Source organism: Streptomyces sp. NPDC005728, assembly GCF_040630895.1.
Taxonomy (GTDB): domain Bacteria; phylum Actinomycetota; class Actinomycetes; order Streptomycetales; family Streptomycetaceae; genus Streptomyces.
On sequence record NZ_JBEXYL010000077.1, the window covers coordinates 14,707 to 40,031 of the forward strand.

Genomic DNA, 25,325 nt, shown 5'->3' on the forward strand with positions numbered 1-25,325 from the left:
TGTGCCCCTTCGCCGCATTCGTGAGTGAGGTGTCGCACATCATTCGGGTGCGCTGTGGCTGAGGTGGACGCGGTCGCCGTCGCCGTCGGTGAGCGTCAGCTTCCCGTCGTCGACCCGGGCGGTGAGCGTGCCGGTGGTGAGGGTGCGGGCGAGGGCCCGCTCGAAGTCCATCCGCTCCTGGTCGCAGGCCATCTTGGTGGTCCTGAGGTTCCCGATGGTGATCCGGTCACCGCGCACGGTGGCCCGGGCGCTGAACTGGTTGCAGCCGAGGTTCCCGGCCGCCAGGCCGTCCGTGCCGATGCGGATGCGAGCGGCGGCGGGCGCGTGCCGGGTGGTGCCGTCGGCGGTGAGGCTGTCGACCCGCCAGTCGACTCCGGTGACGGGCTGCCCGGTCTCTGCGCCCTGGGAACTGCCGCAGGCCAGCATGAGCGGGACGAGCACGGCGGCCGCTGTCAGGGTCATGCGCTGCTTGTTCCGTTTCATACGGATTCGACGGCCGCACCGGGCCACCGGTTCCGTCAGGACATGAGCGGCAGCAGGTCCCCGATGTCCGCGCGCTCCCCGCTCGCGCTGACCCTCGCCTCCTCGACGGCGTCCTTCCAGGCCAGCCGGCCGGTGGCGAGGCGGATCCAGGTCAGCGGGTCGGTCTCCACGACGTTGGGCGGGGTGCCGCGGGTGTGCCGGGGGCCCTCGACGCACTGCACGACGGCGTACGGCGGCACGCGCACCTCGGTGGAGCCGCCGGGCGCCTTCACCGCGAGGGCGTCGGCGAGCAGCCGGGTGGCGGCGGCCAGGGCCTGGCGGTCGTAGGGCACGTCGAGGCCGGGGACGGCGGCGTTGAGGTCGTCGGTGTGGACGACGAGTTCGACGGTGCGGGTGACGAGGTAGTCGTCCAGGGGCAGCGCGCCCGCGTTGGTCTCCAGGAGCCGGCCGCCGGGGTGGGCGGCGAGCAGGGTGTGCAGGCTCTGCTCGACGTCGGCGAGGTAGGCGTCGAGGTCGGGCTGCCGGGCGGCGAGGTCCCGGGTGAAGTCGGCGATCGCGGCGGCGCCGGCGAACGGCCATTCGGCCACCTGGACGTCCTGCTGCGGCGGGGCCGCCCGGTCCAGGGACCGGTGGACGGCCGTGACGGCCATGCCGATGTGCGCGACCAGCTCCCGTACGGTCCAGTCGCCGAGCCGGGTGGGCAGGGCGAGCTGCTCGGGGGTGAGGCCCTGGAGGGCCTCCCGGACATTGCCGAGCTGGGCGAAGACCGCGGCACGGGTCTTGGCGGGGTCGTACCTGCGGGCGCGTTTCCTGGCCGGGGGCATGACAGCGACCCTATGCCTTCGGGACGTCGCCCTTCAGGCCGTTCTCGACCGGCGCGAAGGCGTGCCCGGCTCGTTCGGCGGCGTCGGCGGCTCCTCCGCCGGCCCGCGCCACGGGGTGGACGTGCACGACGCGCGAAGGCCCCGCCCGGTCTCCCGGGCGGGGCCTTCGCGACGGCTGCCGCCGCTTACGCCAGCAGCGCCTCGATCGTGCCTTCGTGAGCCTCGCGCAGCTCGGCCAGGGGCAGCTCGAACTCGCCCTGGATCTCCACCGACTCGCCGTCCACGACACCGATGCGGGTGGCCGGCAGACCCCGCGCACCGCACATGTCGTTGAAGCGGACCTCCTCCGAGCGCGGCACCGCGACGATCGCGCGGCCGGCCGACTCGGAGAACAGGAAGGTGAAGGCGTCGAGCCCGTCCGGTACGACCAGACGCGCACCCTTGCCGCCGAGCAGCGCCGACTCCACGACGGCCTGGACCAGGCCGCCGTCGGACAGGTCGTGCGCGGAGTCGATCATGCCGTCGCGGGAGGCGGAGATCAGGATCTCGGCCAGCAGCCGCTCGCGCTCCAGGTCGACCTTCGGGGGCAGACCGCCGAGGTGGTCGTGGACCACCTGGGACCAGGCCGACCCGCCGAACTCCTCACGCGTGTCGCCGAGGAGGTAGACCAGCTGGCCCTCCTCCTGGAAGGCGACCGGCGTGCGGCGGGCGACGTCGTCGATGACACCGAGGACGGCGACCACCGGCGTCGGGTGGATGGCCACCTCGCCCGTCTGGTTGTAGAGCGAGACGTTGCCGCCGGTCACCGGGGTGCCCAGCTGCTGGCAGCCGTCCGCGAGACCGCGCACGGCCTCGGCGAACTGCCACATGACCGCCGGGTCCTCGGGGGAGCCGAAGTTCAGGCAGTCCGACACCGCGAGCGGCTTGGCGCCCGTCGTCGCCACGTTCCGGTAGGCCTCGGCCAGCGCCAGCTGGGCGCCCGCGTACGGGTCCAGCTTGGCGTAGCGGCCGTTGCCGTCCGTGGCGATGGCCACGCCGAGCCCGGTCTCCTCGTCGACCCGGATCATGCCGGAGTCCTCGGGCTGGGCGAGGACGGTGTTGCCCTGCACGAAGTGGTCGTACTGGGAGGTGATCCACTTCTTGGAGGCCTGGTTGGGGGATCCCACCAGCTTCAGGACCTGGTCCCTGAGCTCCTCGCTCGAAGCGGGCCGGGGCAGCTTGTTCGCGTCGTCGGCCTGCAGCTCGTCCTGCCAGGACGGGCGGGCGTACGGGCGCTCGTAGACCGGGCCCTCGTGGGCGACGGTCCGCGGGTCGACGTCGACGATCTTGCCGCCGTGCCAGTAGATCTCCAGGCGGTCGCCGTCGGTCACCTCACCGATGACGGTGGCGATGACGTCCCACTTCTCGCAGATCTCCAGGAAGCGGTCGACCTTCTCCGGCTCGACCACCGCGCACATGCGCTCCTGCGACTCGCTCATGAGGATCTCCTCGGGCGAGAGCGTGGAGTCGCGCAGCGGTACGTCGTCCAGGGTCACGCGCATGCCGCCGGAGCCGTTGGAGGCCAGCTCGGAGGTGGCGCAGGACAGGCCGGCCGCGCCCAGGTCCTGGATGCCGACGACCAGCTTCTCCCGGAAGGCCTCCAGGGTGCACTCGATGAGGAGCTTCTCCTGGAAGGGGTCGCCGACCTGGACCGCCGGGCGCTTCGAGGGCTTGGCGTCGTCGAAGGTCTCCGAGGCGAGGATCGAGGCACCGCCGATGCCGTCGCCGCCGGTCCGGGCGCCGTACAGAACGACCTTGTTGCCCGCGCCGGAGGCCTTGGCGAGGTGGATGTCCTCGTGCCGCATCACACCGATGGCACCGGCGTTGACCAGCGGGTTGCCCTGGTAGCAGGCGTCGAAGACGACCTCGCCGCCGATGTTGGGCAGGCCCAGGCAGTTGCCGTAGCCGCCGATGCCGGCGACCACGCCCGGCAGGACGCGCTTGGTGTCGGGGTGGTCGGCCGCGCCGAAGCGCAGCGGGTCGACCACGGCCACCGGCCGCGCACCCATCGCGATGATGTCGCGGACGATGCCGCCGACACCCGTGGCCGCGCCCTGGTAGGGCTCGACGTAGGAGGGGTGGTTGTGCGACTCGACCTTGAAGGTCACGGCGTAGCCCTGGCCGACGTCGACGACGCCCGCGTTCTCGCCGATGCCGACGAGCAGCGCGTCGCTCTGCGGGGCCTTCTCACCGAACTGGCGCAGGTGGACCTTGGAGGACTTGTACGAGCAGTGCTCGGACCACATGACCGAGTACATGGCCAGCTCGGCGCCGGTCGGGCGGCGGCCGAGAATCTCCACCACCCGCTCGTACTCGTCCTTCTTCAGACCGAGCTCGGCCCAGGGCAGCTCGACGTCGGGGGTCGCGGCCGCGTGCTCGACCGTGTCCAGAGGCGTCCGGCTCATGCGTTGACCAGCTTCTTGAGGATCGAGGTGAAGAACGGGAGGCCGTCGGTACGGCCCGTACCGATCAGCGGCTCGACGGCGTGCTCGGGGTGCGGCATGAGGCCGACGACGTTCCCGGCCTCGTTGGTGATGCCGGCGATGTCCCGCAGCGAGCCGTTGGGGTTGAAATCCAGGTACCGGAAGACGACCCGGCCCTCGGCCTCCAGCTTGTCGAGCGTGTACTCGTCGGCGACGTACCGGCCGTCCATGTTCTTCAGCGGGATGTGGATCTCCTGGTCCTGGCGGTAGTCGCCGGTCCAGGCCGTGCCCGCGTTCTCCACCCGCAGCTTCTGGTCGCGGCAGATGAAGTGGAGGTGGTCGTTGCCGAGCATCCCGCCCGGAAGGAGGTGGGCCTCCGTGAGGACCTGGAACCCATTGCAGATACCGAGGACCGGAAGTCCGGCCTTCGCCTGCTCGATGACGGTCTCCATCACCGGCGAGAACCGGGAGATGGCTCCGGCCCGCAGATAGTCGCCGTAGGAGAAACCGCCGGGCAGCACCACGGCGTCGACCTGCTTGAGGTCCTTGTCCTTGTGCCAGAGGGCGACCGGTTCGGCACCCGCGAGGCGGATCGCACGCTGGGTGTCCCGGTCGTCGAGACTCCCCGGGAAAGTGACGACGCCAATACGAGCGGTCACTTCGCGGCCTCCGCGACTTCCTCCACCTTGACGGTGAAGTCCTCGATCACGGTGTTGGCGAGGAAGGATTCCGCAAGCTCGTGGATGCGCGCGAGCGCGGCCTCGTCAACCGGCCCGTCAACTTCCAGTTCGAAACGCTTTCCCTGACGTACGTCCGAGATCCCGTCGAAACCCAGGCGCGGCAGCGCACGCTGGACCGCCTGGCCCTGGGGGTCGAGGATCTCCGGCTTGAGCATGACGTCGACTACGACGCGTGCCACTGGCACTCCCGGTGTGTGGTGCTGAGCAGGTTCCTTCAGACTACCCGCACAAAATTTCTACGCGGGTAGAGTTGTAGGAAACTACGTGAGGCGCATCACGATCGGGTGACGGGTGGGCGCCTTCGCGAAAAGTTCTGGGAAAGTTCCACCGGTCTGCCCGCGATCTCTATTGCACGGGGACACGCGGACGGATTTAGTCGGGCTTCACATTGCATTGCCGGGCACTGTACAAATGAATTGGCAATAGTCGATACTCGGCACGTCATCGCCGATGAGCTGTATCGACGTGCCGCACGAAGGGACCGATATTCGTGGCGCAAAAGGTCGTGGTCACTCTCTTTGACGACATCGACGGCTCGGAAGCGGCGGAAACGATCGCCTTCGGACTCGACGGCAAGTCGTACGAGATCGACCTGAACGAAACCAACGCCAAGAAACTGCGCAAGGCGCTCGCGCCCTACGTGGAAGCAGGCCGCAAGCGGTCGCGGTCCGGCAAGGCGTACAAGCAGACGGAGGTCGCCCCCGATCCGGCGGCCGTCCGCGCCTGGGCCCAGGCGAACAAGATGGACGTGCCGGCGCGCGGACGCATCCCGAAGAGGGTCTACGAGGCGTTCAGCGCCGCGCAGTGAAGCCCGCGAAGGGGCAGTCCTCAGGGTCCGTCAGCGGGCCCTGAGGGCCGTGCACTTGGCCACGGCGGGATGCGACTTGCGCAACCCCCCTGCTGATCAGCTAATGTCTGGGACACGCCGAGGGGCGAGGCCGAAGGGCCGGATCCCACGGACCGTGCGGGTGTAGTTCAGTAGCAGAACATCCCCCTTCCAGGGGGAAGGCGCAGTGTGCAATTCCTGTCACCCGCTCTGGCACCGGTCGTTCTGACCACTCTTGTGGATCAGGTAGGCTGGTGCTCGCACCGATCGGTGGGAGCCGGTCGGGGGCAGTGCGGACGTAGCTCAGTTGGTAGAGCGCAACCTTGCCAAGGTTGAGGTCGCGAGTTCGAGCCTCGTCGTCCGCTCGGGAAAGAGACCCCGGTCCACTGGACCGGGGTCTCTTCGTATGCCCTCGGCCGCTCTGACATTTGTCATGCCGAGCGATGACACCGCGCACTGCTGTTCCGGCCCGCCCGCCGGGACGCTGAAGGCATGAACACCAACGAACACGAGCACGTGATCGAGGTCACAGACCTCCGGCGTGTCTACGGGGGCGGGTTCGAGGCCGTACGCGGAATCACCTTCTCCGTGGCCCGCGGGGAGATCTTCGCGCTGCTGGGCACCAACGGAGCGGGCAAGACGTCGACGGTCGAGCTGCTGGAAGGGCTCGCGGCACCGGCCGGGGGCCGGGTCCGGATCCTCGGCCACGACCCCTACCTCGAGCGGGCCGCCGTACGCCCGCGTACCGGGGTCATGCTCCAGGAGGGCGGCTTCCCCTCCGACCTGACCGTCGAGGAGACCGCGCGGATGTGGGCGGGCTGCACGAGCGGGGCCCGGCCCGAGGCGGAGGCGCTGGGCCTGGTCGGGCTGGACGGGAAGACCGGCGTACGGGTCAAGCAGCTGTCCGGCGGGGAGCGGCGGCGCCTGGACCTGGCGCTCGCCCTGCTCGGCGATCCCGAGGTGCTGTTCCTGGACGAGCCGACGACCGGACTGGACGCCGAAGGCCGCCGGGACACCTGGGAGTTGGTGCGCGGCCTGCGGGACGCCGGCACCACCGTGCTGCTCACCACGCACTACCTGGAGGAGGCGGAAGGCCTCGCCGACCGGCTCGCCATCCTGCACGAGGGGCGCATCGCCGCCTCCGGAACCCCCGCCGAGGTCACCGCGGGCAGGCCGTCCCGGATGTCCTTCGCCCTCCCCGCGGGCTACTTCCTCGGCGACCTGCCGCCCCTCGCCGACCTGGGCGTGTGCGAGCACGAGACCGACGGCCGGGTCGTACGGCTGCGCACCCGGGACCTGCAGCGGACCGCCACCGGGGTGCTGGCCTGGGCCGAGCGGGCCGGGGTCGAGCTGCACCGCCTCGACGTGCGCTCGGCCTCCCTGGAGGAGGCGTTCCTCATGATCGCGCGGGAGCAGGAGGTCGTGGCATGAGCAGCACGGGAGCAGGAGGTCTGGGCATGAGCAGCATCGGACGGGCACCGTCGGTCCGTCGGCTGCGGGCCTTGGCCCGCGCCGAACTCGCCCTCCTCGGCCGCAACCGCGGCGTCGTGTTCACCGCCCTGGTCGTACCGCTCGTCGTGCCCTTCAGCGTGCGGCCGGCCATCGACCAGATGGATCTGAAGAAGGAGGGACTGACCGCCGGCGCGGTGCTGATGACGGCCGCGATCGGCTTCTCCTTCCTGTTCGCCGTCTACACCTCCCTGGTGAACGCCTACGTCGCGCGCCGCGAGGAACTCGTCCTCAAGCGGCTGCGCACCGGCGAACTCTCGGACGCCGAGATCCTCACCGGCACGGCCCTGCCGGCCGTCGGACTCGGCCTCGCGCAGGCCCTGCTGCTGTGCGCGGGCTGCGTGGTGCTGCTGGACACGGGCGCGCCCAAGGCGCCGTACCTGACCCTGCTCGGGCTGGCGGCGGGGCTCGTGCTGAGCGCCGCGCTGGCCGCGCTCACCGCCTCCTTCACCCGAACCACCGAGAGCGCCCAGGTCACCGCGTCGCCGGTGGTGTTCGTATCCATGCTGGGCTCCGGTATCGCGATCCCCACCCAGCTCCTGCCCGACCGGGTGGCCTCCGTCTGCGAACTCCTGCCGCTGTCCCCCGCCGTCCGGCTGGTCCGCGCGGGCTGGACCGGCGAGCTGAGCGCGTACGAGGCACTCGGCACCACGGCGACCGCGCTGGCCTGGACCGTCGTGGCGGTGTTTGCTGTACGGCGGTGGTTCCGATGGGAGCCGCGACGGTGAGGCAGGGGGGCGCATGCTGGGGCTGATACGACGGTTGCAGCAGCGGCACTGGCGGGAGCGGAGCAAGGCCGAGCGGGTCGAGCTGCAGAGTGTCGTCACCTGGTACCTCACGACGTGGTTCTTCTCGCTCAGCTGGCTGTTGCTGCCCCTGCTCGGCGGGCTCCACCGCCGGCCGGTACCGCTCGTGCTCGGCGGGCTGCTCCTCGTCGTCGCCGTGCTCCAGTGCGCGGACGCCAACCGGCTCACGCGGCCCGTGCTCGACCACTACCTCGGGCGCGCCGAGCTGCCGCCCCGGGCGCTGCGCGGCTCCGCTGTCCTGCTCGGCCTGGCGCTCGCCCTGACCGTGGCACTGGGCGTGCTGGACGGCGCCGACGGGGTGACGACCAGGTTCGCGATCGGCGCCTCACTGCTGCCGTTCGGGCTGCTGTACGGGCTCGTGGTGCCCATCGCGGTGTTCCTGCGCCGCTCCGCGGCCCTCGGGGTGCTGCTGATGGCCGCCCTCGGCCTCGCCCACCCGGACGGCACCGGCATCTTCATGACCGGCATCGTGACGGCCTTCGGCACGCTCTTCGCGCTGATCGCCTGCCGCTGCGGCGCCTGGACCCTGGCCGTTCTCTGGGAGGCGGAACGAGCCCGCGAGGTCGAGGCCCGGCTCGCCGTCGCCGAGGAGCGGCTGCGGTTCGGGCGCGATCTGCACGACGTGCTGGGACGGAACCTCTCCGTGATCTCGCTGAAGAGCGAGCTGGCCGTGCAACTGGCCCGGCGCGGGCGGCCGGAGGCCGTGGAGCAGATGATCGAGGTGCAGCGCATCGCCCAGGAGTCGCAGCGGGAGGTGCGGGATGTCGTACGCGGCTACCGGGAGGCCGATCTCGTGGTCGAACTCGCCGGTGCACAGGGCGTGTTGTCGGCCGCAGGAATCGACTGCCAGGTCCGAGCCGAGGCCGACGGGCTGCCCGCTGCGGTGCAGGCCGCGCTCGGCTGGGTGGTGCGCGAGGCGGCCACCAACGTGCTGCGGCACGGCGACGCGGGACGGTGCACCGTGGGTCTGCGGGTGCGGGAGGGGCGTGTGGTGCTGACGGTGGAGAACGACGGAGCGGCGGGCCCGAGCGGTGACGGCGGCTCGGGACTGGCCGGACTGCGGGAACGGCTGGCCGCCGTGGACGGAACCCTTGAGGCGGGGCTCGTCGGCAAGGACCGGTTCCGGCTGGTGGCCGCGGTACCACTGGTGCAGAGAGTGAGCGGAGTCACCACATGAGCAGCCAGGTACGGCTGTTGCTCGCCGACGACGAGCATCTGATCCGGGGCGCGCTGGCCGCCCTGCTCTCCCTGGAGGACGACCTGCTGGTCGTCGCGGAGGCGGCGAGCGGGCCCGAGGCGCTGGCGATGGCACGCGCGCACGCACCCGATGTGGCCGTCCTCGATCTCCAGATGCCCGGCGCCGACGGTGTGAAGGTCGCCACATCCCTGCGCGCCGAGCTGCCCGGCTGCCAGGTTCTGATCGTCACCGGTCACGGGCGGCCCGGGCATCTGAAGCGGGCGCTCGCGGCGGGTGTGCGGGGGTTCGTCCCGAAGACGGTCAGTGCCCAGCGGCTCGCCGAGATCATCCGTACCGTGCACGCGGGAAACCGGTACGTCGACCCGGACTTGGCCGCCGACGCGATCTCCGCCGGCGACTCCCCGCTGACCGCGCGGGAGGCCGAGGTGCTGGAGCTGGCCGCCGACGGCGCGCCGGTCGCGGAGATCGCCGAGCGGGCCGCGCTGTCGCCGGGAACCGTGCGGAACTACCTCTCCTCGGCCGCCACGAAGCTCGGTGCGGAGAACCGTCATGCTGCGGTACGTCTCGCACGCGAGCGAGGTTGGGTATAGTTGCTCTCGCGCCACGGCGCAATGCGGACGTAGCTCAGTTGGTAGAGCGCAACCTTGCCAAGGTTGAGGTCGCGAGTTCGAGCCTCGTCGTCCGCTCCACACCGAAGGCCCCCGGTTCCCACCGGGGGCCTTTCGCGTGTCTACGACCAGCTGGTGCCCGTCAGCCGCTCGTACGCCTCCACGTACTTGGCCCGGGTCGCCTCGACGACCTGCTGCGGCAGCGGCGGCGGGGGCTGCTCGCTCTTCCGGTCCCAGCCGGACTCGGCCGAGGTCAGCCAGTCACGGACGAACTGCTTGTCGTACGAGGGCTGCGCGCGGCCCGGCTGCCACTGGTCTGCCGGCCAGAAGCGGGAGGAGTCCGGGGTGAGGACCTCGTCGGCGAGGACGAGCGTGTCACCGTCGAAACCGAACTCGAACTTGGTGTCGGCCAGGATGATCCCCCGGTCGCGGGCGATGTCCCGGGCGCGGGAGTACACGGCGAGGGTGGCCTGGCGCAGCTGGGCCGCGGTCTCGGCGCCGACCTGGCGGGCGACCTCCTCGTAGGAGACGTTCTCGTCGTGCTCGCCGACCGCGGCCTTGGTGGCCGGGGTGAAGATCGGGCCGGGCAGTTCGGAGCCGTCGACCAGGCCTTCGGGGAGGGCGAGGCCGCAGACGGTCCGGGACGCGTTGTACTCGACCAGGCCGGAACCGGTGAGGTAGCCGCGGGCCACGCACTCCACCGGGACCATCCGCAGGGACTTGCAGACCAGTGTGCGGCCCGCCCAGTCGGCGGGGGCACCCTCGGGCAGCTCGGTGCTCAGCACGTGGTGGGGGGCCAGGTCACGCAGCTGGTCGAACCACCACAGGGAGAGGCGGGTGAGGACGCGGCCCTTGTCGGGGATCTCCGTGGGCAGCACCCAGTCGTAGGCGGACATGCGGTCGCTGGCGACCATCACGAGGTCGCCCGCCTCGTTCCGGTACAGCTCGCGCACCTTTCCGGTGTGCAGGTGCACCAGGCCCGGAACCTGGATCGGCTCGGGCTTTTCTACGAATCCGGACACGGTTCCTCCCCGTGGTTCTGTCCAAGTGCCTCGATTCTCCCTTATGGGGTCGATCGCTTTCGGCCAGGGGTCAGTCCCGTTTGCAGATGCGGTCCAGCAGATTCGCCGTGGCCCGCTGGATCCGGGAATCCACATGGCCGGGGCGGTCCAGGGACGGGGACCAGGCGAAGGTGCCGGAGGCGAACACCCAGGCGCCGGAGGGGGCGCGGTACAGGGAGGTCTCCTGGTGGCGCAGGGCGCCGTCGTTGTCGGTGTAGGGGGAGTGGGCGAGCAGGATGCGCTCCTCGTGCTCGGGCAGCGGGGTGCGCGGGAAGTAGCGGTCCGCCTCGCCGGCGACCAGGCCCTCGATCTCGTCGCCCTCGTGGGCGCCGGTCGCGTCCCACAGCCAGTGCCCCGCGTTGCGGACGATCAGCGGGTGCGGCTCCGGGACCCGGCCCGCGTACTGGATGCCGACCAGCTGCTGCTCGGGCCGGTCGATCTCGCGCCACAGCACCGGCCGGCCGGGACCCTTGCGCTTGCGGCAGGTCAGCAGGCGGTCGGGGACACCGGACGGGGAGGGGCCCAACTCCACCTGCCAGTACATGGTGTTGGCGGAGAGGAAGACCAGCGAGGTGCCGCGGTCGCGGGCGTCCTCGACGGCGCGGCGCATCGCCGCCGACCAGTACTCGTCGTGGCCCGGGAAGACCAGGCCCCGGTAGCGGGTGGTGTCGACGCGGCCGGCGTGCAGATCGCGGGCGTCGGCGTAGGCGAGGTCGTAGCCGTAGCGCTCGGCCCAGCGGATGAAGTCGTAGGCGTGGCCGACGTGCAGGGGCAGGCCCGCGCCCGCGTACGGGCGGTCGAAGGAGACCGTGGTGGCCGCGTCCGCCTCGCCGAGCAGCCGGCCCTTCTCGTCCCAGGCGTGGTAGAGGCTGGCGCCGGTGCGGCCGTCCTCCGGGTAGAGGTTGTACGCCTGCCAGGTGATGTCCGGCAGCAGCAGGAGCAGGTCGGCGGGGCGGTCGTCGCGGACCGTGAAGGGCACGTGGGAGCGGTAGCCGTCGGCGGTGGTGAGGACGGCCACATAGGCGCCGATGCTCCAGTGGGAGGGCACCTGGAGGCGCCAGGACAGCCACCAGTGATGGCACGAGACCGTGCGGTCGGCGGCCAGCGGCGCGGGCTGGACGATGCCGGAGAGCCGGGGGCTCGTGGTGATCTTGGCAGCGCCGTCGCCCCCGTAGTGGCCGATCCGGTAGATGTCCACGCTGAACTGCTGCGGCGGGTCGACCGTGATGTGGAAGTCGATCGCCTGGCCGGGCGCGACCGCCCCGGTGGCGGTGAAGCCCTTGATCTGGCGGTGCACGTCGTCGGCCGCTCGGGGTCCGGCACCGGCCGCACGCGGCGCGGGCACCCTCGGCCGCCCGCCGGGCGGCTGCTGCGGGCTCGGGTCGACGTACCAGGGCACGACGTGTCCCGTGTCGTCGAAGTAGGTCTCACTGCCGCGCAGCCAGGGAACCGGCCCCTGGCCGAAGGGGTCCGTGACGGCGTGCGCGAGTGCTCCGGACTCCCAGCGGCGGATGTGGTCCGAGGCCATGGTCGCTCCCCTCCCTCATGCCCCCGTGTCCTCTGACGGTGGTGCTCGGTCGTGCTGTCGTATGTCGCATGCCTTTGCCATGTGCGCGGTCGGTCCCCAGCACATCACATAACGCACGGGCTCGGTCACTATTCGTTGCGAATTGACCTGAAGTGGAAGACGGTTCTCCGTTACGACGTCCGGAACGCCTGCAGACCACGGCACTCGGCGGTGGCCGGTTTCAGACGAGCCGCACCGGCTTCTCCGGGCGTATCCCGGACGCGGCCAGCCAGCCGCGCAGCGGGCCCGGGTCTCCCTCCTCGATCAGGCTGAGGACCTTCGGTGCGAGGTCGGCGGCTCGCTCGCCGCCCAGCAGCAGGGAGGGGCCGTCGAGCCAGTCGAGGGCCGGGGCCGCGCCGGCCGTGTCGACGGCCGCGCAGCACACCATCGCCGTGACGTGGTCGGCGAGCAGCTCACGGGCGGTGCGCGGGGGCTGGAGCGGGAACAGCGGCAGGGCGCCGTCGTCCCACAGGACACTGTCGGGGCCCTGGCCGGCGGCGGTCGCGCCTCTCGGGGTGCGGGCCTCCTCGCGGGCCAGCTCCGCGCTGAGGCCTGCGGCCAGGGCTGTGCTGCGTTCGGTGCCGGGGTCGTCGGCGGCCGGTTCCGAGACGGCTTCGCCTTCGGCGGGCATTTCGTTCCCACCCGCATCCCCCGGGCGGATTTCGTCGTCGGGTGCCGGTGGCTCCTGTGGAGCGTCCTCGCCATCGGCGGCCTGCGGGACGTCCTGCGGGACCTTCTCGCCGGCGAGCGCCCGCGGGTCGTCCTGCAGGGCTTGCCGTGCGGCGGTTTCTGCGCCGGGCTCGGTGAGGTGGTCCAGGACGCGGGCCAGGGTGGGGCCGCCGGGCTCGCGGGCGCCGGGGGCGGGGCGGACACCGAGGGAGTCCAGGACGCGGTGCAGCCGGGCCGCGTTGGCACGCCAGGTGCGGTCCACGACCTCCTCCGGGTACGCCTGCCAGTCCACCGGTGCCCAGTCCGGGCCGCACTCGGCCGGGCCGCCGTGGAAGAGGCGGGCGGCGAGCAGGGAGGCGGCCTCGTCCACCGTGCCGGGCTCCTCCAGGAGGTCGCAGGCGGGGCGCTCGCCGAGGCGGGAGGCGAAGCCCTCGGCCAGCCGGTCGCGCCGGGACAGCTCGGTGAGGGCGGCCACGACGCCCGCGTCCAGCCGGGCGGGCCAGCGGCCCATCCGCCAGGCGGGCAGCGCCACTCTGGTCAGCAGGCGGTCCCAGCCCGCGTAGGCGAGGCCTACCTGCTCCTGGGCGACGATCCGCAGTCCGTAGTCCACGGCCTGCGCGCGCTCGGCCGCCGCCGCGGCAACCCCGCGCTCCATCAGGGCTGCGTGCTCGCGGCAGGAGCGCAGCAGCAGCCGGGCCATCCAGCCGAGGGCCGCGCACACGCCCCGGGTCAGCCGGCAGCGACCGGATGTCGCGGCCACGGCGACCGTCGCGTCCAGTCCGCGCACGAAGCGGCGGGCCGCGGCTATGTCCGGGTGCGCGGAGGGGCCCGTGCCGGCGACGACCGGGGCGAGGACCGCGCGCAGCTCGCCGACGCGCATCCACCACAGGAACGGGGAGCCGATGACGAGGACGGGAGCGGTGACGGCACGGCGGTGGGCGCCGAAACCGGATCCGGGGCCGGGGCCCGCCAGTTCGTCGTGCGCCGGCCGCGGGGGCGGGCCGTGGGCCGGGTGGGTGCGGTCCTCCAGCCAGCTGTCGCAGTCCGGGGTGAGCGCTATGGCCGAGGGCGCGGGGACGTCCAGGCGGTCGGCGAGGTCGCGCACCAGCCGGTACAGGTCCGGGGCGGAGCCCTCCGGGATCGGGACCGTTGGGCTCACGGCGGGGCGGGCCCGGGCCACGACCAGGGCGATGCCGACGGCGGCCAGCAGCACGAGCACGGCCGGCACGCCCACGGCCCAGCGGGCGGCATGCCAGCCCGGGCCGACGAGATGGCCGGTGGAACCGCCGGTCAGCAGGATCACCTCGGCCGCCGCCGGCAGCAGGGCCACGGCCAGCGCCCGACCCCGGATGCGCAGCACCGCCAGGGCCCGCGAACGCGCTGCCTGCGCGCCCACCTCCACACCGATTCCGGTCACGAGCTGACCTCACCCCCTCTGCTGATCCCGGGCTGTCCTGGCGTTGCTCACTCCCCCACTGTGGCACCCACCACCGACATCGCAATGCCGGTGGGCCAAGTGCCGGAATGCTTGCGCCGCACCCTAGTTGGGGCCTCGGCCCCCGTCAGCCGGATGGGCGATTGGTCACTCGATGGAATGGCTCTGGTCAGAGGTGGGTGACAGACAGCAAAGATCAGGCCCCGGATTGTCGTCCGGGGCCTGGGTGGGTACGGGATGCGCGCGACCGGCGGTTCTACGCCTCCGCCGCCTCGGCGGCCACCGCGGTTCCCGTGGCTTCCGTTGCACTCGCAGCCTTTGCCGCGATGTCCGTGCGGTGCTGCGAGCCGTCGAGGCGGACGCGGGCCACCGCCCGGTACGCCCGCGCGCGGGCCTCGGCCAGATCCGTGCCGATCGCCGTGACGGACAGCACCCTGCCGCCGGCGCTGACGACCGCGTCACCGTCCCGCTTGGTCCCGGCGTGCAGGACGTAGGCGTGCGGGGCGTCCTCGGCGGCCACCTCGTCCAGACCGGTGATGGGGTCACCGGTGCGCGGGGTGCCGGGGTAGTTGTGCGAGGCGACGACCACCGTGACGGCCGCGTCCTCGCTCCAGCGCAGGGGCTCCAGGGTGTCGAGGGTGCCGGTCGCGGCGGCGAGCAGGACACCGGCCAGCGGGGTCTTCAGGCGGGCCAGCACGACCTGGGTCTCGGGGTCGCCGAAGCGGGCGTTGAACTCGATGACCCGGACACCGCGCGAGGTGATCGCGAGCCCGGCGTAGAGCAGACCGGAGAAGGCCGCGCCACGGCGGCGCATCTCGTCCACGGTCGGCTGGAGCACGGTCTTCAGCACCTCTTCGACCAGCTTCGGGTCGGCCCACGGCAGCGGCGAGTACGCGCCCATGCCGCCCGTGTTCGGGCCCTCGTCGCCGTCCAGGGCGCGCTTGAAGTCCTGGGCGGGCTGGAGCGGGACGACGCTACGGCCGTCGGTGACGGCGAAGAGGGACACCTCGGGTCCGTCGAGGAACTCCTCGATGACCACACGCTCGCAGGCGGCCGCGTGGGCCGTGGCGGCTTCGAGGTCGTGCGTGACGACGACACCCTTGCCGGCGGCCAGCCCGTCGTCCTTGACGACGTAGGGGGCGCCGAAGGCGTCGAGTGCCTCGGCGGCCTCTTCTTCCGTGGTGCAGACGTACGACCGCGCGGTCGGCACGCCGGCCGCCGCCATCACGTCCTTGGCGAAGGCCTTGGACCCCTCCAGCTGGGCGGCCTCCCCCGAGGGGCCGAACACCGGGATGCCCGCCTCGCGCACGGCGTCGGCCACACCGGCGACCAGCGGGGCCTCCGGGCCGACGACGACGAGGTCGGCACCGAGGTCGCCGGCCAGCGCGGCCACGGCCTTGCCGTCGAGCGCGTCGACCCGGTGCAGCTCGGCGACCTCGGCGATGCCGGCGTTGCCGGGAGCGCAGTGGAGCGCGGTGACGTCGGGGTCGAGGGACAGGGAGCGGCACAGGGCGTGTTCGCGGGCGCCGCTGCCGATGACGAGGACCTTCACGGGGTTCAGCCTACTGGCAAGGTTGCCGAAGGTTCGGCCGCGGGGATCCTGTGGGTTCCTACAAGCGGGCGGATGCGGGTGTGCGCCCTCGATCGCCGGACGGGCTCTTCCTGCTCCGTCCGGCGCCGAAGAGGGTCACTCGTTGGTGAACTCCTCCACCACCGTCGCCCCCAGCTCCCGCACGATCAGCTCGTGCCCGGACAGGGCCGACTCGTCCAGGTCGGGGTCGTCGTCCTCCGGGATGTCGTCCTCGGGGGCGACCGGGGGCGGCTCGGGCGCACGGGCGGCGGCCGGCGGGGCAGGGGTGGCCGGTCCCGGAGCGACCGGGGCGCCGCCCTGGGGGGTGGGGGCGGGGGACGGCTGGGGTGCGGCGGGGCGAGGGGCCGCAGGGGCGCCGTAGCCACCGCCGGCGGGCGCACCGCCGTAGCCACCGCCGGCTCCGCTTCCGGCACCGCCTCCGCCGAAGCCCGGGGAGCCGCCGGACGGCGGGGGCGCGGAACCGCCCGACGGGTCGACGATCGCCTCGATCTTCCACTGCACGTTGAACTGCTCGGCCAGCGCCTGCCGCAGCACGTCCTCGCTGCCGCTGCTCGCGAAGTTGTCGCGGGCGCCGGCGTTGACGAAGCCGAGCTGGAGGGTGGTGCCGTCGAAGCCGGCCACCTGGGCGTTCTGGCTGAGCAGGATCCAGGTGAAGCGGCGGCGGTTCTTGACGGCCTCCAGGATGTTCGGCCAGAGCATGCGGGGGTCGAGACCGCCGACGGGGGCGGCCGCGGCCGGCGCCTGGGCCGGGGGTGCCGCGGGGGCAGGGGCTGCCTGGGGCTCGGGCCGGGCCGGAGCGGGACTCTGCTGGGCACCCCCCGGAGCACCCGCGGCCGTGGGCCAGCTACCGGCACGCCGACCGCTGCCGACGGGGGCGGCGGTGGGCCAGGCGCCGGGGGCGGGAGCCTGGGCTGCGGGAGCCGGAGCCTGAGCCGCGGGGGCAGGCGCGGGGGCTGCCGGGGCAGAGGGCGCGGGAGCCGGTGCAGGAGCGGGGGGCGGTGCGGGAGCGGGGGGCGGTGCGGGAGCGGGGGCCGGCGCAGGAGCCGTAGGCGACACGGCAGCGGCAGCGGCGGAGTCGCCGGGCTGGGCCGGCTGGCCGGAAGCTCGTACGGCCGCGCGGGCGGCGGCAGGCCCGGCGCCGGACGGGACCGGGGCGCCGCCCTGGACCATGTCGGCGCCGGCACCGGCGCCCATACCCGCGTGCGCCTCGGGTCCGGGCACGTAACCCATGGCGGGCGCACCGCCCCCGCCCGCGAAGTTGACGCCGCGCTCCAGACGGTCGAGGCGGGCCATGACGGACCGCTCGTCTCCGTAGGCGGCGGGGAGCAGTACGCGCGCGCAGATGAGTTCGAGCTGGAGGCGGGGCGAGGTGGCGCCGCGCATCTCGGTGAGGCCGTCGTTGACGAGGTCGGCGGCGCGGCTCAGCTCGGCGGCGCCGAAGGTGCCGGCCTGGGCCTGCGTCCGCTCCAGGACGTCGACCGGGGCGTCGATGAGCCCCTTCTCCAGCGCGTCCGGCACGGCGGCGAGGATCACCAGGTCCCGCAGCCGCTCCAGCAGATCGGCGACGAAGCGACGCGGGTCGTTGCCGCCCTCGATGATCCGGTCGACGACCTCGAAGGCGGCTGCGCCGTCACCGGTGGCGAAGGCCTCGACCACGGAGTCGAGCAGGGACCCGTCGGTGTAGCCGAGGAGGGAGGTGGCCATGGCATAGGTCACACCTTCTTCCCGCGCACCGGCGAGGAGCTGGTCCATGACCGACATGGAGTCACGCACGGATCCGGCGCCGGACCGCACGACGAGTGGAAGCACACCCTCCTCGACGGGGATGTTCTCCCGCCCGCACACCTCGGCGAGGTAGTCGCGCAGCGTCCCCGGCGGCACGAGCCGGAAGGGGTAGTGATGGGTCCGCGACCGGATGGTCCCGATGACCTTCTCGGGCTCGGTGGTGGCGAAGATGAACTTGAGGTGCTCCGGCGGCTCCTCGACCACCTTCAGCAGCGCGTTGAAGCCGGCCGACGTGACCATGTGGGCCTCGTCGATGATGTAGATCTTGTAGCGGCTGCCGGCGGGGCCGAAGAAGGCCTTCTCGCGCAGCTCACGGGCATCGTCCACACCACCGTGGGAAGCCGCGTCGATCTCGATGACGTCGATGGACCCCGGGCCGTTGCGCGCGAGATCCCGGCAGGACTGGCACTCCCCGCAGGGCGTCGGAGTGGGACCTTGCTCACAGTTCAGGCATCGCGCCAGAATCCGCGCGCTGGTCGTCTTGCCGCATCCGCGCGGACCGCTGAACAGGTACGCGTGATTGACCCGGTTGTTCCGCAGCGCCTGCTGCAGCGGGTCGGTGACATGCTCCTGCCCGATGACCTCGGCAAAGGTCTCCGGGCGATAGCGGCGGTACAGCGCGAGAGACGACACGCATACGAGGTTATAGGCGCCCACTGACAACCAACCCCGCCGAAGGCTCCCGCCCCGCACACGCAAGCGCCCCCCACGCACCCGCCAGAGCCGACCTACCCTTGCTGCCTTCCGGCCCTGGGGGAGTTCAGTCAGATAGCGCCGCGTGAGGGGCTGCGCCCAACAGTACCCGATAGCGGCCCACGCGCTGCACCTGATGGCGGCCTGCAGGAACGGGTTCGCGAGCACTCCCCTCGGTCATGTAATGTTTCCGGCGGAGGATTCGCCTAGAGGCCTAGGGCGCACGCTTGGAAAGCGTGTTGGGGGCAACCCCTCACGAGTTCGAATCTCGTATCCTCCGCCAGTGCCTCACCGGGCACGATGTCGAAGGGCCCCACCGCTTGCGGTGGGGCCCTTCGACGTTGTCCGTCTCGGTTCACTACGTCCGGGGCGCCGAGAATCAGGAGCACGGTGGCGGCGGTGTGCCGAGCGTCATGCGGGCGGCCGTCTCGGTCATTGGCTCGCATCGGCGGTTGGCTGGGCGCCCTACCGTGCGGCGCCCCAGGCTCATAGCGTGGCTTCATGGGATGGCTGACGCTGATCAGTACCTTGAGCGGCGGCGTACTCGGCGTTGGCTCAACGCTGGTCGTCGAATCAGTACGCACGAAGCGAGACCGACAACTCCGACACGGAGAGTTACGACGGACCGCGTACGTCCGGTACCTCACTGCGCTGACCGAAACCGAGACAGCTTTGCAAACACTCGCGTTGAGTCACCCAACACCGATCGCGAGTGGCGATGTGGTGGCCGCATTCCGCTCGACCGGCGTGATTGCGGCCAGGTACGAACTGTTTCTAGCGGCACCAGCCGGCGTCTACGACGCCGCCCGAGAGGCCTACGACCTCCTGAGAGCGATGCGCGTCGCCATCGCGACAACCAACGTCGTGGTAGGTGATGACTCAGTCGAGTGGCAGGCGCTGCACACCCCGTACGACACCGCCTTGCGCAATCTCCGTGCCGCCATGCGGGACTCACTGGGCCCAGCCTTCGACTAGGTCTGACAGCAGAGTCATGCCGGGCCCGCGCCGGATCGTGCGCGGAACGCGGCGGATCTCCTCGCCGTCCTGCACACCTCCGGCCCGCAGCGCGCAGGTCAGACAGGGATGCGTTGCGCAGAGTTGATGACGGCGGAAACGGCGGCGGTCACGACGAGGCTCCCCAGCGTGATCATCCCCACGCCGATGACGAAGAGACCGCTGGAGTCGTCCGACCAGTCGTAGAAGGCGGCGGCGGTCAGACCGGCCGTGGTGCCGAGCACAGCGGCTGCCACATAGCCCCGGTAGGCCGCCCAGCACACCGGTGCCAGCAGGGTCAGCACCAGCCCGATCACCTGCCACGCCTCGTACGGGCCGGTCGTCGTGCCATCGGGTTGTACGTCACGGTGCTGGTCCCAGCCCAGCCAGGCAGCCCACAGCCCCAGTGAGACCCCCGCCAGCGCGAGGATCGACAGCAGTTGGAGGGCGGGTTTCAGGAGTCCTTGGCGCATGGCCCCAGCGTTTCGGCTCACGCCGTCACCGACCAGAGCGCACGTACTCAGATCCACCCGAGTACGTCGGCCGTCCGAACGTCCAGTAGTCGACCGGTCGTAAAATTGCCGCATGGGACGGACCAGTGACGCCCGGGAGAAGATCCTCAGCGCTGCGCAGTCACTCATCGAGCTGCGCGGCTACTCGGCCCTGGGCGTGGCCGAGATCTGCAAGACGGCCGGTGTGCCCAAGGGCAGCTTCTACTACTTCTTCGAGTCGAAGGAGTCCCTCGCCCTGACCGTCGTCGACGCGCACTGGGCCGATCAGAAGCGCGCCTGGACAGCCGTTCTCAAGGACGACGCGGAACCTCTGCACCGGCTCCGCCGGCTCTTCGAGGAGACGGAAGCCGTCCAGCACGCGGGCCGGCAGAGCTGCGGCACCGTCTCGGGCTGCCTGTTCGGGAACCTGACCCTGGAGCTGAGCAACCGGACCGAGGCCATCCGCACCCGGCTGCAGGAGATCTTCGACGAGCAGGTCGAGATGGTCGGCGAGGTGATCGCCGAGGCTCTGGAGCGGCGGGAGGTCGGGGTGGCCGACACGCGGGAAGCCGCACGGGCGGTGGTCGCCCAGCTGGAGGGCCAGGTGCTGTTCGCCAAGCTCTACAACAGCCCCCACCGGCTCAGCCCCTTGTGGGCGAACTGCCTTGCCCTGCTCGGGGCCGATGCGCCGCGGGAGACCGTGGCCGGAGCCTGAACCGGCGCCGCAGCCTCCGCCGCACTGACCTGCACTGGGAGGCCGGGCCTACCAGCTGAGAGGAAGCCGGTCCCGGCCCGGGCCCGCTGACCTTTGACTTCGTTCCGGCCGGGCTCCTACCTTCGAATAGTCGACCGGTCGGCTAGTAGTTGAGGCAGGTCGGCCGCCGCAGTCGCACGCCCACCTCGAAGAAGGTCATCATGAACGCGCAGAACCAGAAGGTCGCAGTCGTCACCGGCGCCTCGCAGGGCATCGGTGCCGGGCTCGTCGAGGCCTACCGCAAGCTCGGTCACGCGGTCGTGGCCACCTCGCGCACCATCGCCCCGTCCGACGACCGCGACGTCCTGACCGTCCAGGGCGACATCGCCGACCCCGCCACCGCCGAGCGGGTCGTCGCCGCCGGAGTGGAGCGGTTCGGCCGCATCGACACCCTGGTCAACAACGCCGGAGTCTTCGTGGCCAAGCCCTTCACCGACTACACACCGGACGACTACGCCGCCGTGACCGGTGTGAACCTCGCCGGGTTCTTCCGCATCACCCAGCGGGCCGTCGAGCAGATGCTGCGCCAGGGCGGGGGGCACATCGTCAACATCACCACCAGCCTCGTCGACAACGCGGACTCCCGCGTGCCCTCCGTGCTGGCCTCACTGACCAAGGGCGGGCTCCAGTCGGCCACCAAGTCCCTCGCCGTCGAGTACGCCACCCGCGGTATCCGCGCCAACGCCGTCTCGCCGGGCACCATCAAGACGCCCATGCACCCGGAGGAGACCCATGAGGTCCTCGCCGCCCTGCACCCGGTCGGCCGGATGGGTGAGCCGAGCGACATCGTGGACGCGGTCGTCTACCTGGAGAACGCCCCGTTCGTCACCGGCGAGATCCTCCACGTCGACGGCGGCATGAGCGCAGGACACTGAGACGGGGAGAACCGTGATGCACAGCACCACAGACACCGAAGCGATCCTGCGCCGCGTGCTCGACGGATGGAAGGCAGCCGTCGACCACCACGAACCGGACCGGGTCGCCTCCCACTTCACCGAGGACGCGGTCTTCCAGGGGCTGCGCCCCTACAGCGTCGGACGGCAGGGCGTCGCCGACTACTACGCGTCCCAGCCGGTCGGCCTGTCGGCGGCGTACCGCGTCCTGGAGAGCAGGCGCCTTTCCGAGGACATCGTGCTCGGATACCTGGCCGTCGACTTCTCCTTCACGGACCGGCCGACACTGGGCGTCAACCTGGGCGTACTGCTACGGCGTTCGGGAGACGACTGGCTCATCGGCCACTACCAGGTCTCCCGCCTCGGCTAGCCCTGTCGTCCCACGGTCACCCGCGGCGTTCCGCACTCAGGTGTCCGACCCCCGCGGTCAGCGCGGCTGCCACCGGCCGCGGGGGTGTGTCCGGTACTCCCGGGGTCCTGCCCGGGCGCTGGGTCCGGGCGGTCAGGGGGAGTTCGACCTGGACACCCCCCGCCGGAGTCAGGTTGACCGGGTTGCGGGGGTGGAGGCCGCGGAGGCCGGTCGGGATGCGGGGGATGTCCGTCACCGTCTCGAAGCCGGGGGCGAGGAGGGTGAGGCTCCGGGCGAGGGTGTGGGCCGCGGGGCGGTTGCTGCCGCCCAGGAAGATCGCGTCGGGGGTGTCGGGTCTGAGGTGGCCGTGCAGGGAGATCACCAGCGCCACCGAAGCCAGGAACTCCTGCAGGGTCTCGCAGGCAGGTGCGGACATCCGGTGGGACGGGATGTGGACGGGGTCGCCGGCCGGCTGGGTGAAGACCAGAGCGGTGGTTTCCGTGCGGGCCGCCACCTCGTGGGCCAGCTCCGCCGTGCCGCCCTCCTTGCTGCCGTGCAGGGCCAGCAGCCCGATGCCGGACGACCGGACCGTCAGGGTGGCGAGGAACTCCACTCCCTCGATCACCACTCGTTCGCTGCGCGTCATCTCGCCCTCTCCCCAGGGATCCCTCAGGACCGTTATCGCACCACCCGTACGGGCTTCGACACGGTCACCTGGTCCACCTCCGACACCCGTACCGTCACCTTCATCGTCCACGTCCCCGGGATCGGTACGTGGAACGCGTCGGCCGCCCAGTAGCCGCCCCGGTCGGTGACCTTGGTGTCCAGGGGGCCGATCCGCTGGGCGGGGAGGGTGAGCGTGATGCGGAGTTCGGGGACCGAGGAGAGACCGCCGTCGGGGCCGTAGACCACCGCCTGGAGGGAGTTCGTGCCGACCCGGCCGGGGTCCAGGGTGATCTGGACCCTTCCGTGGCCGCCGGGGGTGCCGATGTCGAAGGGGAGCGTGGTGACCGAGGCCGTGGGGATGCCGGCCGCCGGCGCCGCGGACTGTGCCGCCCCGGCCGCGGCCCGGCCCGGCAGCGTGCTCGTCAGGAGCGTGGTCAGGACGAGGACCACGACGGCCACCGCCATTTCGGCCAGCACCGAGCGGCGGAGGTGGTGGTGCGGGAGGGGGAGGGAAGGTGCGGGGGTCTCGGGGAGCGGGGGGAGCGGGGGGCCGCCTGCCGGTTCGGGGACGAGGTGGTGCAGCGGTGCCGGGCGGGAGGCGGCCAGGCGGGTCGTCCAGCGACGGGAGCGGGACGCTGCCGCGAGGAGGAGGGTGACGGCTGCCAGTTTGGCCAGGAGGACGCGGCCGTACGTCGTGTCGGTGAGCGCCTGCCAGGAGCCCAGGCCCCGCCAGGACTGGTAGACGCCGGTCGCCACCAGGACCGTGACCGAGGCGAAGGCCAGGCGGGAGAAGCGGGTGACGGCCCGGGTCGGCAGCGCGGCCGGGTCCGGTGAGCTGCGGCGCAGCGTCAGCAGCAGGGCCGCCAGGCCGCCCAGCCAGGCCGCCATCGCCAGCAGGTGCAGCGTGGCCGAGGCGATCGCCAGGGGGACCTGGAGGCCCGCCGAGGCGTGCTCCGCGGCCGCCCAGGTCAGGGAGAGGGCGAGGGAGAGGACCGCGGCCGTCGTCAGGGTCGCCCGGCGGGGGATCCTGCGGCGCCATCGGCTCAGGGAGAGCGCGCAGGCTCCCGCGAGGAGCAGCAGGGCCAGGCGGGCGAGGAGGAGTTCGCCGGGGCGGGTCGTCGCCGTGCGGGTGAGGGAGGAGAGGACGAGCGCCCCGTCCGGGGAGGTGCCCTCCTCGTAGGGGGCGCGGAGGAGGAAGAGGGCGATCGTCGACGCGAAGAGGGTCCACCAGGCGGCCAGGGTCGGCCGGCGCAGGTGGGACCACCTCGGCGGGCGGCAGTACGCCACGAACGCGGCCGTGCCGAGGAGGAGCGCCACGGACAGGTAGGCGATGTAGCGCGCGATGTTGTAGAGGCTGGTCGTCGCCCGGTTCTCGGCGCGGTCCGGGAGCACGCTCGTGGTCGTCGCCGTGCGCTTGCCCACCGAGAAGGTGAGCGCGCCGGACACCGGGTGGCTGTCGGCCGACACCACCCGCCAGGCCACCGTGTAGGTGCCGGTGCCCATCCTGGCGGGCAGGGAGACGCGGGCCGTGTCGGAACGGCCGGGCGCGTGGTCCGCCTCGCCGGTGCGTACGCGGTGGTTCCGGGGGTCGTAGACGCGCAGCGAGTCGGTGAGCAGGCCGACCGACTCCGTGAAGGTCAGCGTCACCTGGCGCGGCGCCGACTTGAGGACGGTTCCGTCGGCGGGGTCCGTCTCGCGCAGGGCCGCGTGGGCCGAGGCGGGGGCGGTCGCGCCGAGGAGGAGCAGGAGCAGGCCCGCAACGAGGACGGTCAGCCGTCGCAGCCACCGGTGTTGGTCGCGCACCTCACCCCTCCGTCCGCCGGTGCCCTCTGTACAGGTACGGAGAGATCGGCCGCCGTGCTCACCGCCGAAGCCGGGGAAAGGGTGTCAGCTCGTCAGGCGCCGCCGCACGGGAGGGCTGTCTCGAAGGCTGTCTCCCTCGTCAGGAAGGCCAGTTGGGCGTGCTTCTCCGGCAGGTACACGTCCGGGATGTCGACCTCGGGCAGGACGACCGCGGGTCCCTGCCGGAACCCTTGGCGTTCGAAGCGGGCGATGGCCTTGACGTTGCGCACGTCCGGGTCGACCACGACTCTTCGGCGGTCCAGCCCCAGCAGGACGTACGACGTCATCACGGTCAGCAGGGCCGAGGTCCAGCCGGGGTGCCGGCCGGCCGGTCCTGCGGGAGCGAGGAGGAGGTGGACGCCGATGTCGCCGGGGCGGACCTCGTAGCACTCGCCGACCCGGTCGGCGGCGGGCTCGTAGGTCTGGAGCAGGGCGGCCGGTTCGCCGTCCTTGGTGACGAAGTGGGCGTGGTGGGTGTCCAGGGTGGCCATGTGGGCGTAGATGTCCGCGACCTGGTCCCTGGTCAGGCCGGTCATGCCCCAGAACGCGGCGCGTTCCTCGCTCACCCAGGCGTGGATGACGTCCGCGTCGGCCGCCGGGTCGAGAGGGCGGATGCGGACGGTGCCGTAGCCGTCGATGTGGTGCTCGTGGACGGGGGTGGGGGCGGCGGTCGGGGTCGGGATGTGCGGGTCAGCCATGGGTCGCCTCGGAGGGGTCGGTGTCGGTGCGTTCGAGGGTGAGAAGGGCCCAGTCGGTGACGACGGGGGCCAGTTCTCCCTCGAGCCACAGGGGGAGTTGGTCGCGGTGGTGCGGTGACCGGGGTACGCCGTCGGCGCCGAAGGGGACCACCCAGCGGCTGTCCTCGCGGCGGGCCAGGTCCCAGACGTAGCGGGCGGCCGGGCCGCGGGCCGAGAGGTCGGTGAGCCCGGGGACGCAGGAGGTGCACAGCACGCAGTCGTGGTCGCCGGCGAGGCCCGGTTCGTCGTACGGCTCCCCCGGCAGCGCCTGCCAGGGGACGAGGCGGTGGGTGTCGCCCCAGGTGCCGGCCGGTGGGGCGGCGGCGACCTCCTCCACGGCGGC

The 25,325-nt window shown here is 72.0% G+C and carries 24 protein-coding genes, 4 tRNA genes and 1 other RNA gene; 13 read left to right on the plus strand and 16 right to left on the minus strand.

Annotated elements, in window-relative coordinates; all coding sequences use genetic code 11:
* Nucleotides 1–39: 39 nt before the first annotated feature.
* The 5 genes from ABZ471_RS35745 to purS all read right to left on the minus strand — a co-directional run bounded on the left by ABZ471_RS35745 (nucleotide 40) and on the right by purS (nucleotide 4,688).
* Entirely contained in the window at nucleotides 40–462 is a 423-nt protein-coding gene (locus tag ABZ471_RS35745; protein ID WP_359072454.1) for an META domain-containing protein, read from the minus strand.
* Between the two features lie 56 nt (nucleotides 463–518).
* Nucleotides 519–1,307, minus strand: coding sequence for a sterol carrier family protein (locus ABZ471_RS35750; RefSeq protein ID WP_359072455.1), 789 nt, complete (start codon nucleotides 1,305–1,307; stop codon nucleotides 519–521).
* Nucleotides 1,308–1,492: 185 nt separating this feature from the next.
* On the minus strand, nucleotides 1,493–3,751 hold the full coding sequence (gene purL / locus ABZ471_RS35755; RefSeq protein WP_359072457.1) for a phosphoribosylformylglycinamidine synthase subunit PurL: 2,259 nt from the start codon (nucleotides 3,749–3,751) through the stop codon (nucleotides 1,493–1,495).
* On the minus strand, nucleotides 3,748–4,428 hold the full coding sequence (gene purQ / locus ABZ471_RS35760) for a phosphoribosylformylglycinamidine synthase subunit PurQ (protein ID WP_094218823.1): 681 nt from the start codon (nucleotides 4,426–4,428) through the stop codon (nucleotides 3,748–3,750). The genes purL and purQ overlap by 4 nt, the downstream gene beginning before the upstream one ends.
* A complete protein-coding gene (gene purS, locus ABZ471_RS35765; RefSeq protein WP_053763366.1) occupies nucleotides 4,425–4,688 on the minus strand; it encodes a phosphoribosylformylglycinamidine synthase subunit PurS in 264 nt (87 codons plus the stop codon). Before purS ends, purQ begins: the two co-directional genes overlap by 4 nt.
* A gap of 311 nt (nucleotides 4,689–4,999) precedes the next feature.
* Between purS and ABZ471_RS35770 the strand changes: the two genes are divergently transcribed.
* The 8 genes from ABZ471_RS35770 to ABZ471_RS35805 all read left to right on the plus strand — a co-directional run bounded on the left by ABZ471_RS35770 (nucleotide 5,000) and on the right by ABZ471_RS35805 (nucleotide 9,537).
* Nucleotides 5,000–5,317, plus strand: coding sequence for an Lsr2 family protein (locus ABZ471_RS35770; RefSeq protein ID WP_067000783.1), 318 nt, complete (start codon nucleotides 5,000–5,002; stop codon nucleotides 5,315–5,317).
* A 156-nt stretch (nucleotides 5,318–5,473) separates the two neighbouring features.
* Nucleotides 5,474–5,545: transfer RNA gene (locus tag ABZ471_RS35775), tRNA-Gly, on the plus strand.
* Between the two features lie 82 nt (nucleotides 5,546–5,627).
* Nucleotides 5,628–5,700: transfer RNA gene (locus ABZ471_RS35780), tRNA-Gly, on the plus strand.
* 127 nt (nucleotides 5,701–5,827) lie between these two features.
* The gene (locus ABZ471_RS35785; protein WP_359072460.1) at nucleotides 5,828–6,766 is read left to right on the plus strand and encodes an ABC transporter ATP-binding protein; all 939 of its coding nucleotides are present in this window, start codon (nucleotides 5,828–5,830) and stop codon (nucleotides 6,764–6,766) included.
* A gap of 26 nt (nucleotides 6,767–6,792) precedes the next feature.
* Complete coding sequence (locus tag ABZ471_RS35790; RefSeq protein WP_359072461.1) at nucleotides 6,793–7,572, plus strand: ABC transporter permease; 780 nt, start codon at nucleotides 6,793–6,795, stop codon at nucleotides 7,570–7,572.
* Between the two features lie 13 nt (nucleotides 7,573–7,585).
* On the plus strand, nucleotides 7,586–8,827 hold the full coding sequence (locus ABZ471_RS35795) for a histidine kinase (RefSeq protein WP_359072463.1): 1,242 nt from the start codon (nucleotides 7,586–7,588) through the stop codon (nucleotides 8,825–8,827).
* Nucleotides 8,824–9,438 (plus strand): response regulator transcription factor, encoded by a 615-nt coding sequence (locus ABZ471_RS35800; protein WP_359072464.1) that lies wholly within the window; start codon nucleotides 8,824–8,826, stop codon nucleotides 9,436–9,438. Before ABZ471_RS35795 ends, ABZ471_RS35800 begins: the two co-directional genes overlap by 4 nt.
* A gap of 23 nt (nucleotides 9,439–9,461) precedes the next feature.
* Nucleotides 9,462–9,537 (plus strand) — tRNA-Gly (locus ABZ471_RS35805).
* A 41-nt stretch (nucleotides 9,538–9,578) separates the two neighbouring features.
* Here ABZ471_RS35805 and ABZ471_RS35810 read toward each other — a convergent pair.
* The 6 genes from ABZ471_RS35810 to ffs all read right to left on the minus strand — a co-directional run bounded on the left by ABZ471_RS35810 (nucleotide 9,579) and on the right by ffs (nucleotide 18,355).
* Nucleotides 9,579–10,478 (minus strand): phosphoribosylaminoimidazolesuccinocarboxamide synthase, encoded by a 900-nt coding sequence (locus tag ABZ471_RS35810; RefSeq protein WP_359072466.1) that lies wholly within the window; start codon nucleotides 10,476–10,478, stop codon nucleotides 9,579–9,581.
* 70 nt (nucleotides 10,479–10,548) lie between these two features.
* The gene (locus ABZ471_RS35815) at nucleotides 10,549–12,045 is read right to left on the minus strand and encodes a N,N-dimethylformamidase beta subunit family domain-containing protein (protein ID WP_359072468.1); all 1,497 of its coding nucleotides are present in this window, start codon (nucleotides 12,043–12,045) and stop codon (nucleotides 10,549–10,551) included.
* A gap of 220 nt (nucleotides 12,046–12,265) precedes the next feature.
* Nucleotides 12,266–14,170, minus strand: a complete 1,905-nt coding sequence (locus tag ABZ471_RS35820) for a hypothetical protein (protein ID WP_359072469.1) — start codon at nucleotides 14,168–14,170, stop codon at nucleotides 12,266–12,268.
* 274 nt (nucleotides 14,171–14,444) lie between these two features.
* Nucleotides 14,445–15,740: a phosphoribosylamine--glycine ligase gene (gene purD, locus ABZ471_RS35825; RefSeq protein ID WP_359072470.1), complete on the minus strand. Its 1,296-nt coding sequence runs from the start codon at nucleotides 15,738–15,740 to the stop codon at nucleotides 14,445–14,447.
* A gap of 135 nt (nucleotides 15,741–15,875) precedes the next feature.
* Nucleotides 15,876–18,197 (minus strand): DNA polymerase III subunit gamma and tau, encoded by a 2,322-nt coding sequence (locus tag ABZ471_RS35830; RefSeq protein WP_359072472.1) that lies wholly within the window; start codon nucleotides 18,195–18,197, stop codon nucleotides 15,876–15,878.
* Between the two features lie 59 nt (nucleotides 18,198–18,256).
* Nucleotides 18,257–18,355, minus strand: an RNA gene (gene ffs / locus ABZ471_RS35835) — signal recognition particle sRNA small type.
* A gap of 97 nt (nucleotides 18,356–18,452) precedes the next feature.
* Here ffs and ABZ471_RS35840 point away from each other — a divergent pair.
* Nucleotides 18,453–18,540: transfer RNA gene (locus ABZ471_RS35840), tRNA-Ser, on the plus strand.
* A gap of 218 nt (nucleotides 18,541–18,758) precedes the next feature.
* The gene (locus ABZ471_RS35845; RefSeq protein ID WP_359072473.1) at nucleotides 18,759–19,232 is read left to right on the plus strand and encodes a hypothetical protein; all 474 of its coding nucleotides are present in this window, start codon (nucleotides 18,759–18,761) and stop codon (nucleotides 19,230–19,232) included.
* A gap of 98 nt (nucleotides 19,233–19,330) precedes the next feature.
* On the opposite strand, the gene ABZ471_RS35850 is transcribed toward ABZ471_RS35845, so the two are convergent.
* Complete coding sequence (locus ABZ471_RS35850; protein ID WP_359072474.1) at nucleotides 19,331–19,723, minus strand: hypothetical protein; 393 nt, start codon at nucleotides 19,721–19,723, stop codon at nucleotides 19,331–19,333.
* Between the two features lie 112 nt (nucleotides 19,724–19,835).
* Here ABZ471_RS35850 and ABZ471_RS35855 point away from each other — a divergent pair, with 112 nt between their 5' ends.
* From ABZ471_RS35855 to ABZ471_RS35865, 3 genes are all read left to right on the plus strand, one after another.
* Nucleotides 19,836–20,456 (plus strand): TetR/AcrR family transcriptional regulator, encoded by a 621-nt coding sequence (locus ABZ471_RS35855; RefSeq protein ID WP_359072476.1) that lies wholly within the window; start codon nucleotides 19,836–19,838, stop codon nucleotides 20,454–20,456.
* Between the two features lie 200 nt (nucleotides 20,457–20,656).
* Entirely contained in the window at nucleotides 20,657–21,370 is a 714-nt protein-coding gene (locus tag ABZ471_RS35860) for an SDR family oxidoreductase (protein ID WP_359072477.1), read from the plus strand.
* Between the two features lie 16 nt (nucleotides 21,371–21,386).
* Nucleotides 21,387–21,758 carry a hypothetical protein gene (locus tag ABZ471_RS35865; RefSeq protein WP_359072478.1) on the plus strand — a complete coding sequence of 124 codons (372 nt, stop codon included), beginning with the start codon at nucleotides 21,387–21,389 and terminating at the stop codon, nucleotides 21,756–21,758.
* A 16-nt stretch (nucleotides 21,759–21,774) separates the two neighbouring features.
* Here the strand turns inward: ABZ471_RS35865 and ABZ471_RS35870 are convergent, their stop codons facing one another.
* From ABZ471_RS35870 to ABZ471_RS35885, 4 genes are all read right to left on the minus strand, one after another.
* Nucleotides 21,775–22,383 (minus strand): poly-gamma-glutamate hydrolase family protein, encoded by a 609-nt coding sequence (locus tag ABZ471_RS35870; protein ID WP_359072480.1) that lies wholly within the window; start codon nucleotides 22,381–22,383, stop codon nucleotides 21,775–21,777.
* Nucleotides 22,384–22,415: 32 nt separating this feature from the next.
* A complete protein-coding gene (locus ABZ471_RS35875; RefSeq protein WP_359072482.1) occupies nucleotides 22,416–24,206 on the minus strand; it encodes a copper resistance protein CopC in 1,791 nt (596 codons plus the stop codon).
* 92 nt (nucleotides 24,207–24,298) lie between these two features.
* A complete protein-coding gene (locus tag ABZ471_RS35880; RefSeq protein WP_359072484.1) occupies nucleotides 24,299–24,943 on the minus strand; it encodes a GNAT family N-acetyltransferase in 645 nt (214 codons plus the stop codon).
* The coding region (locus tag ABZ471_RS35885) for a penicillin acylase family protein (protein WP_359072486.1) at nucleotides 24,936–25,325 on the minus strand (390 nt) is incomplete at its 5' end. The genes ABZ471_RS35880 and ABZ471_RS35885, both read right to left, overlap by 8 nt.

Excerpts from the sequence above, each read along its gene's own strand:
- ABZ471_RS35785 (WP_359072460.1), top strand. The coding sequence starts at position 5,828 with ATGAACACCAACGAACACGAGCACGTGATCGAGGTCACAGACCTCCGG.
- ABZ471_RS35865 (WP_359072478.1), top strand. The coding sequence starts at position 21,387 with ATGCACAGCACCACAGACACCGAAGCGATCCTGCGCCGCGTGCTCGAC.
- purL (WP_359072457.1), bottom strand. The coding sequence starts at position 3,751 with ATGAGCCGGACGCCTCTGGACACGGTCGAGCACGCGGCCGCGACCCCC.
- ABZ471_RS35815 (WP_359072468.1), bottom strand. The coding sequence starts at position 12,045 with ATGGCCTCGGACCACATCCGCCGCTGGGAGTCCGGAGCACTCGCGCAC.
- ABZ471_RS35795 (WP_359072463.1), top strand. The coding sequence starts at position 7,586 with ATGCTGGGGCTGATACGACGGTTGCAGCAGCGGCACTGGCGGGAGCGG.
- ABZ471_RS35745 (WP_359072454.1), bottom strand. The coding sequence starts at position 462 with ATGACCCTGACAGCGGCCGCCGTGCTCGTCCCGCTCATGCTGGCCTGC.
- ABZ471_RS35870 (WP_359072480.1), bottom strand. The coding sequence starts at position 22,383 with ATGACGCGCAGCGAACGAGTGGTGATCGAGGGAGTGGAGTTCCTCGCC.
- ABZ471_RS35855 (WP_359072476.1), top strand. The coding sequence starts at position 19,836 with ATGGGACGGACCAGTGACGCCCGGGAGAAGATCCTCAGCGCTGCGCAG.
- ABZ471_RS35860 (WP_359072477.1), top strand. The coding sequence starts at position 20,657 with ATGAACGCGCAGAACCAGAAGGTCGCAGTCGTCACCGGCGCCTCGCAG.
- ABZ471_RS35750 (WP_359072455.1), bottom strand. The coding sequence starts at position 1,307 with ATGCCCCCGGCCAGGAAACGCGCCCGCAGGTACGACCCCGCCAAGACC.
- ABZ471_RS35880 (WP_359072484.1), bottom strand. The coding sequence starts at position 24,943 with ATGGCTGACCCGCACATCCCGACCCCGACCGCCGCCCCCACCCCCGTC.
- ABZ471_RS35845 (WP_359072473.1), top strand. The coding sequence starts at position 18,759 with ATGGGATGGCTGACGCTGATCAGTACCTTGAGCGGCGGCGTACTCGGC.
- ABZ471_RS35790 (WP_359072461.1), top strand. The coding sequence starts at position 6,793 with ATGAGCAGCATCGGACGGGCACCGTCGGTCCGTCGGCTGCGGGCCTTG.
- ABZ471_RS35800 (WP_359072464.1), top strand. The coding sequence starts at position 8,824 with ATGAGCAGCCAGGTACGGCTGTTGCTCGCCGACGACGAGCATCTGATC.
- ABZ471_RS35850 (WP_359072474.1), bottom strand. The coding sequence starts at position 19,723 with ATGCGCCAAGGACTCCTGAAACCCGCCCTCCAACTGCTGTCGATCCTC.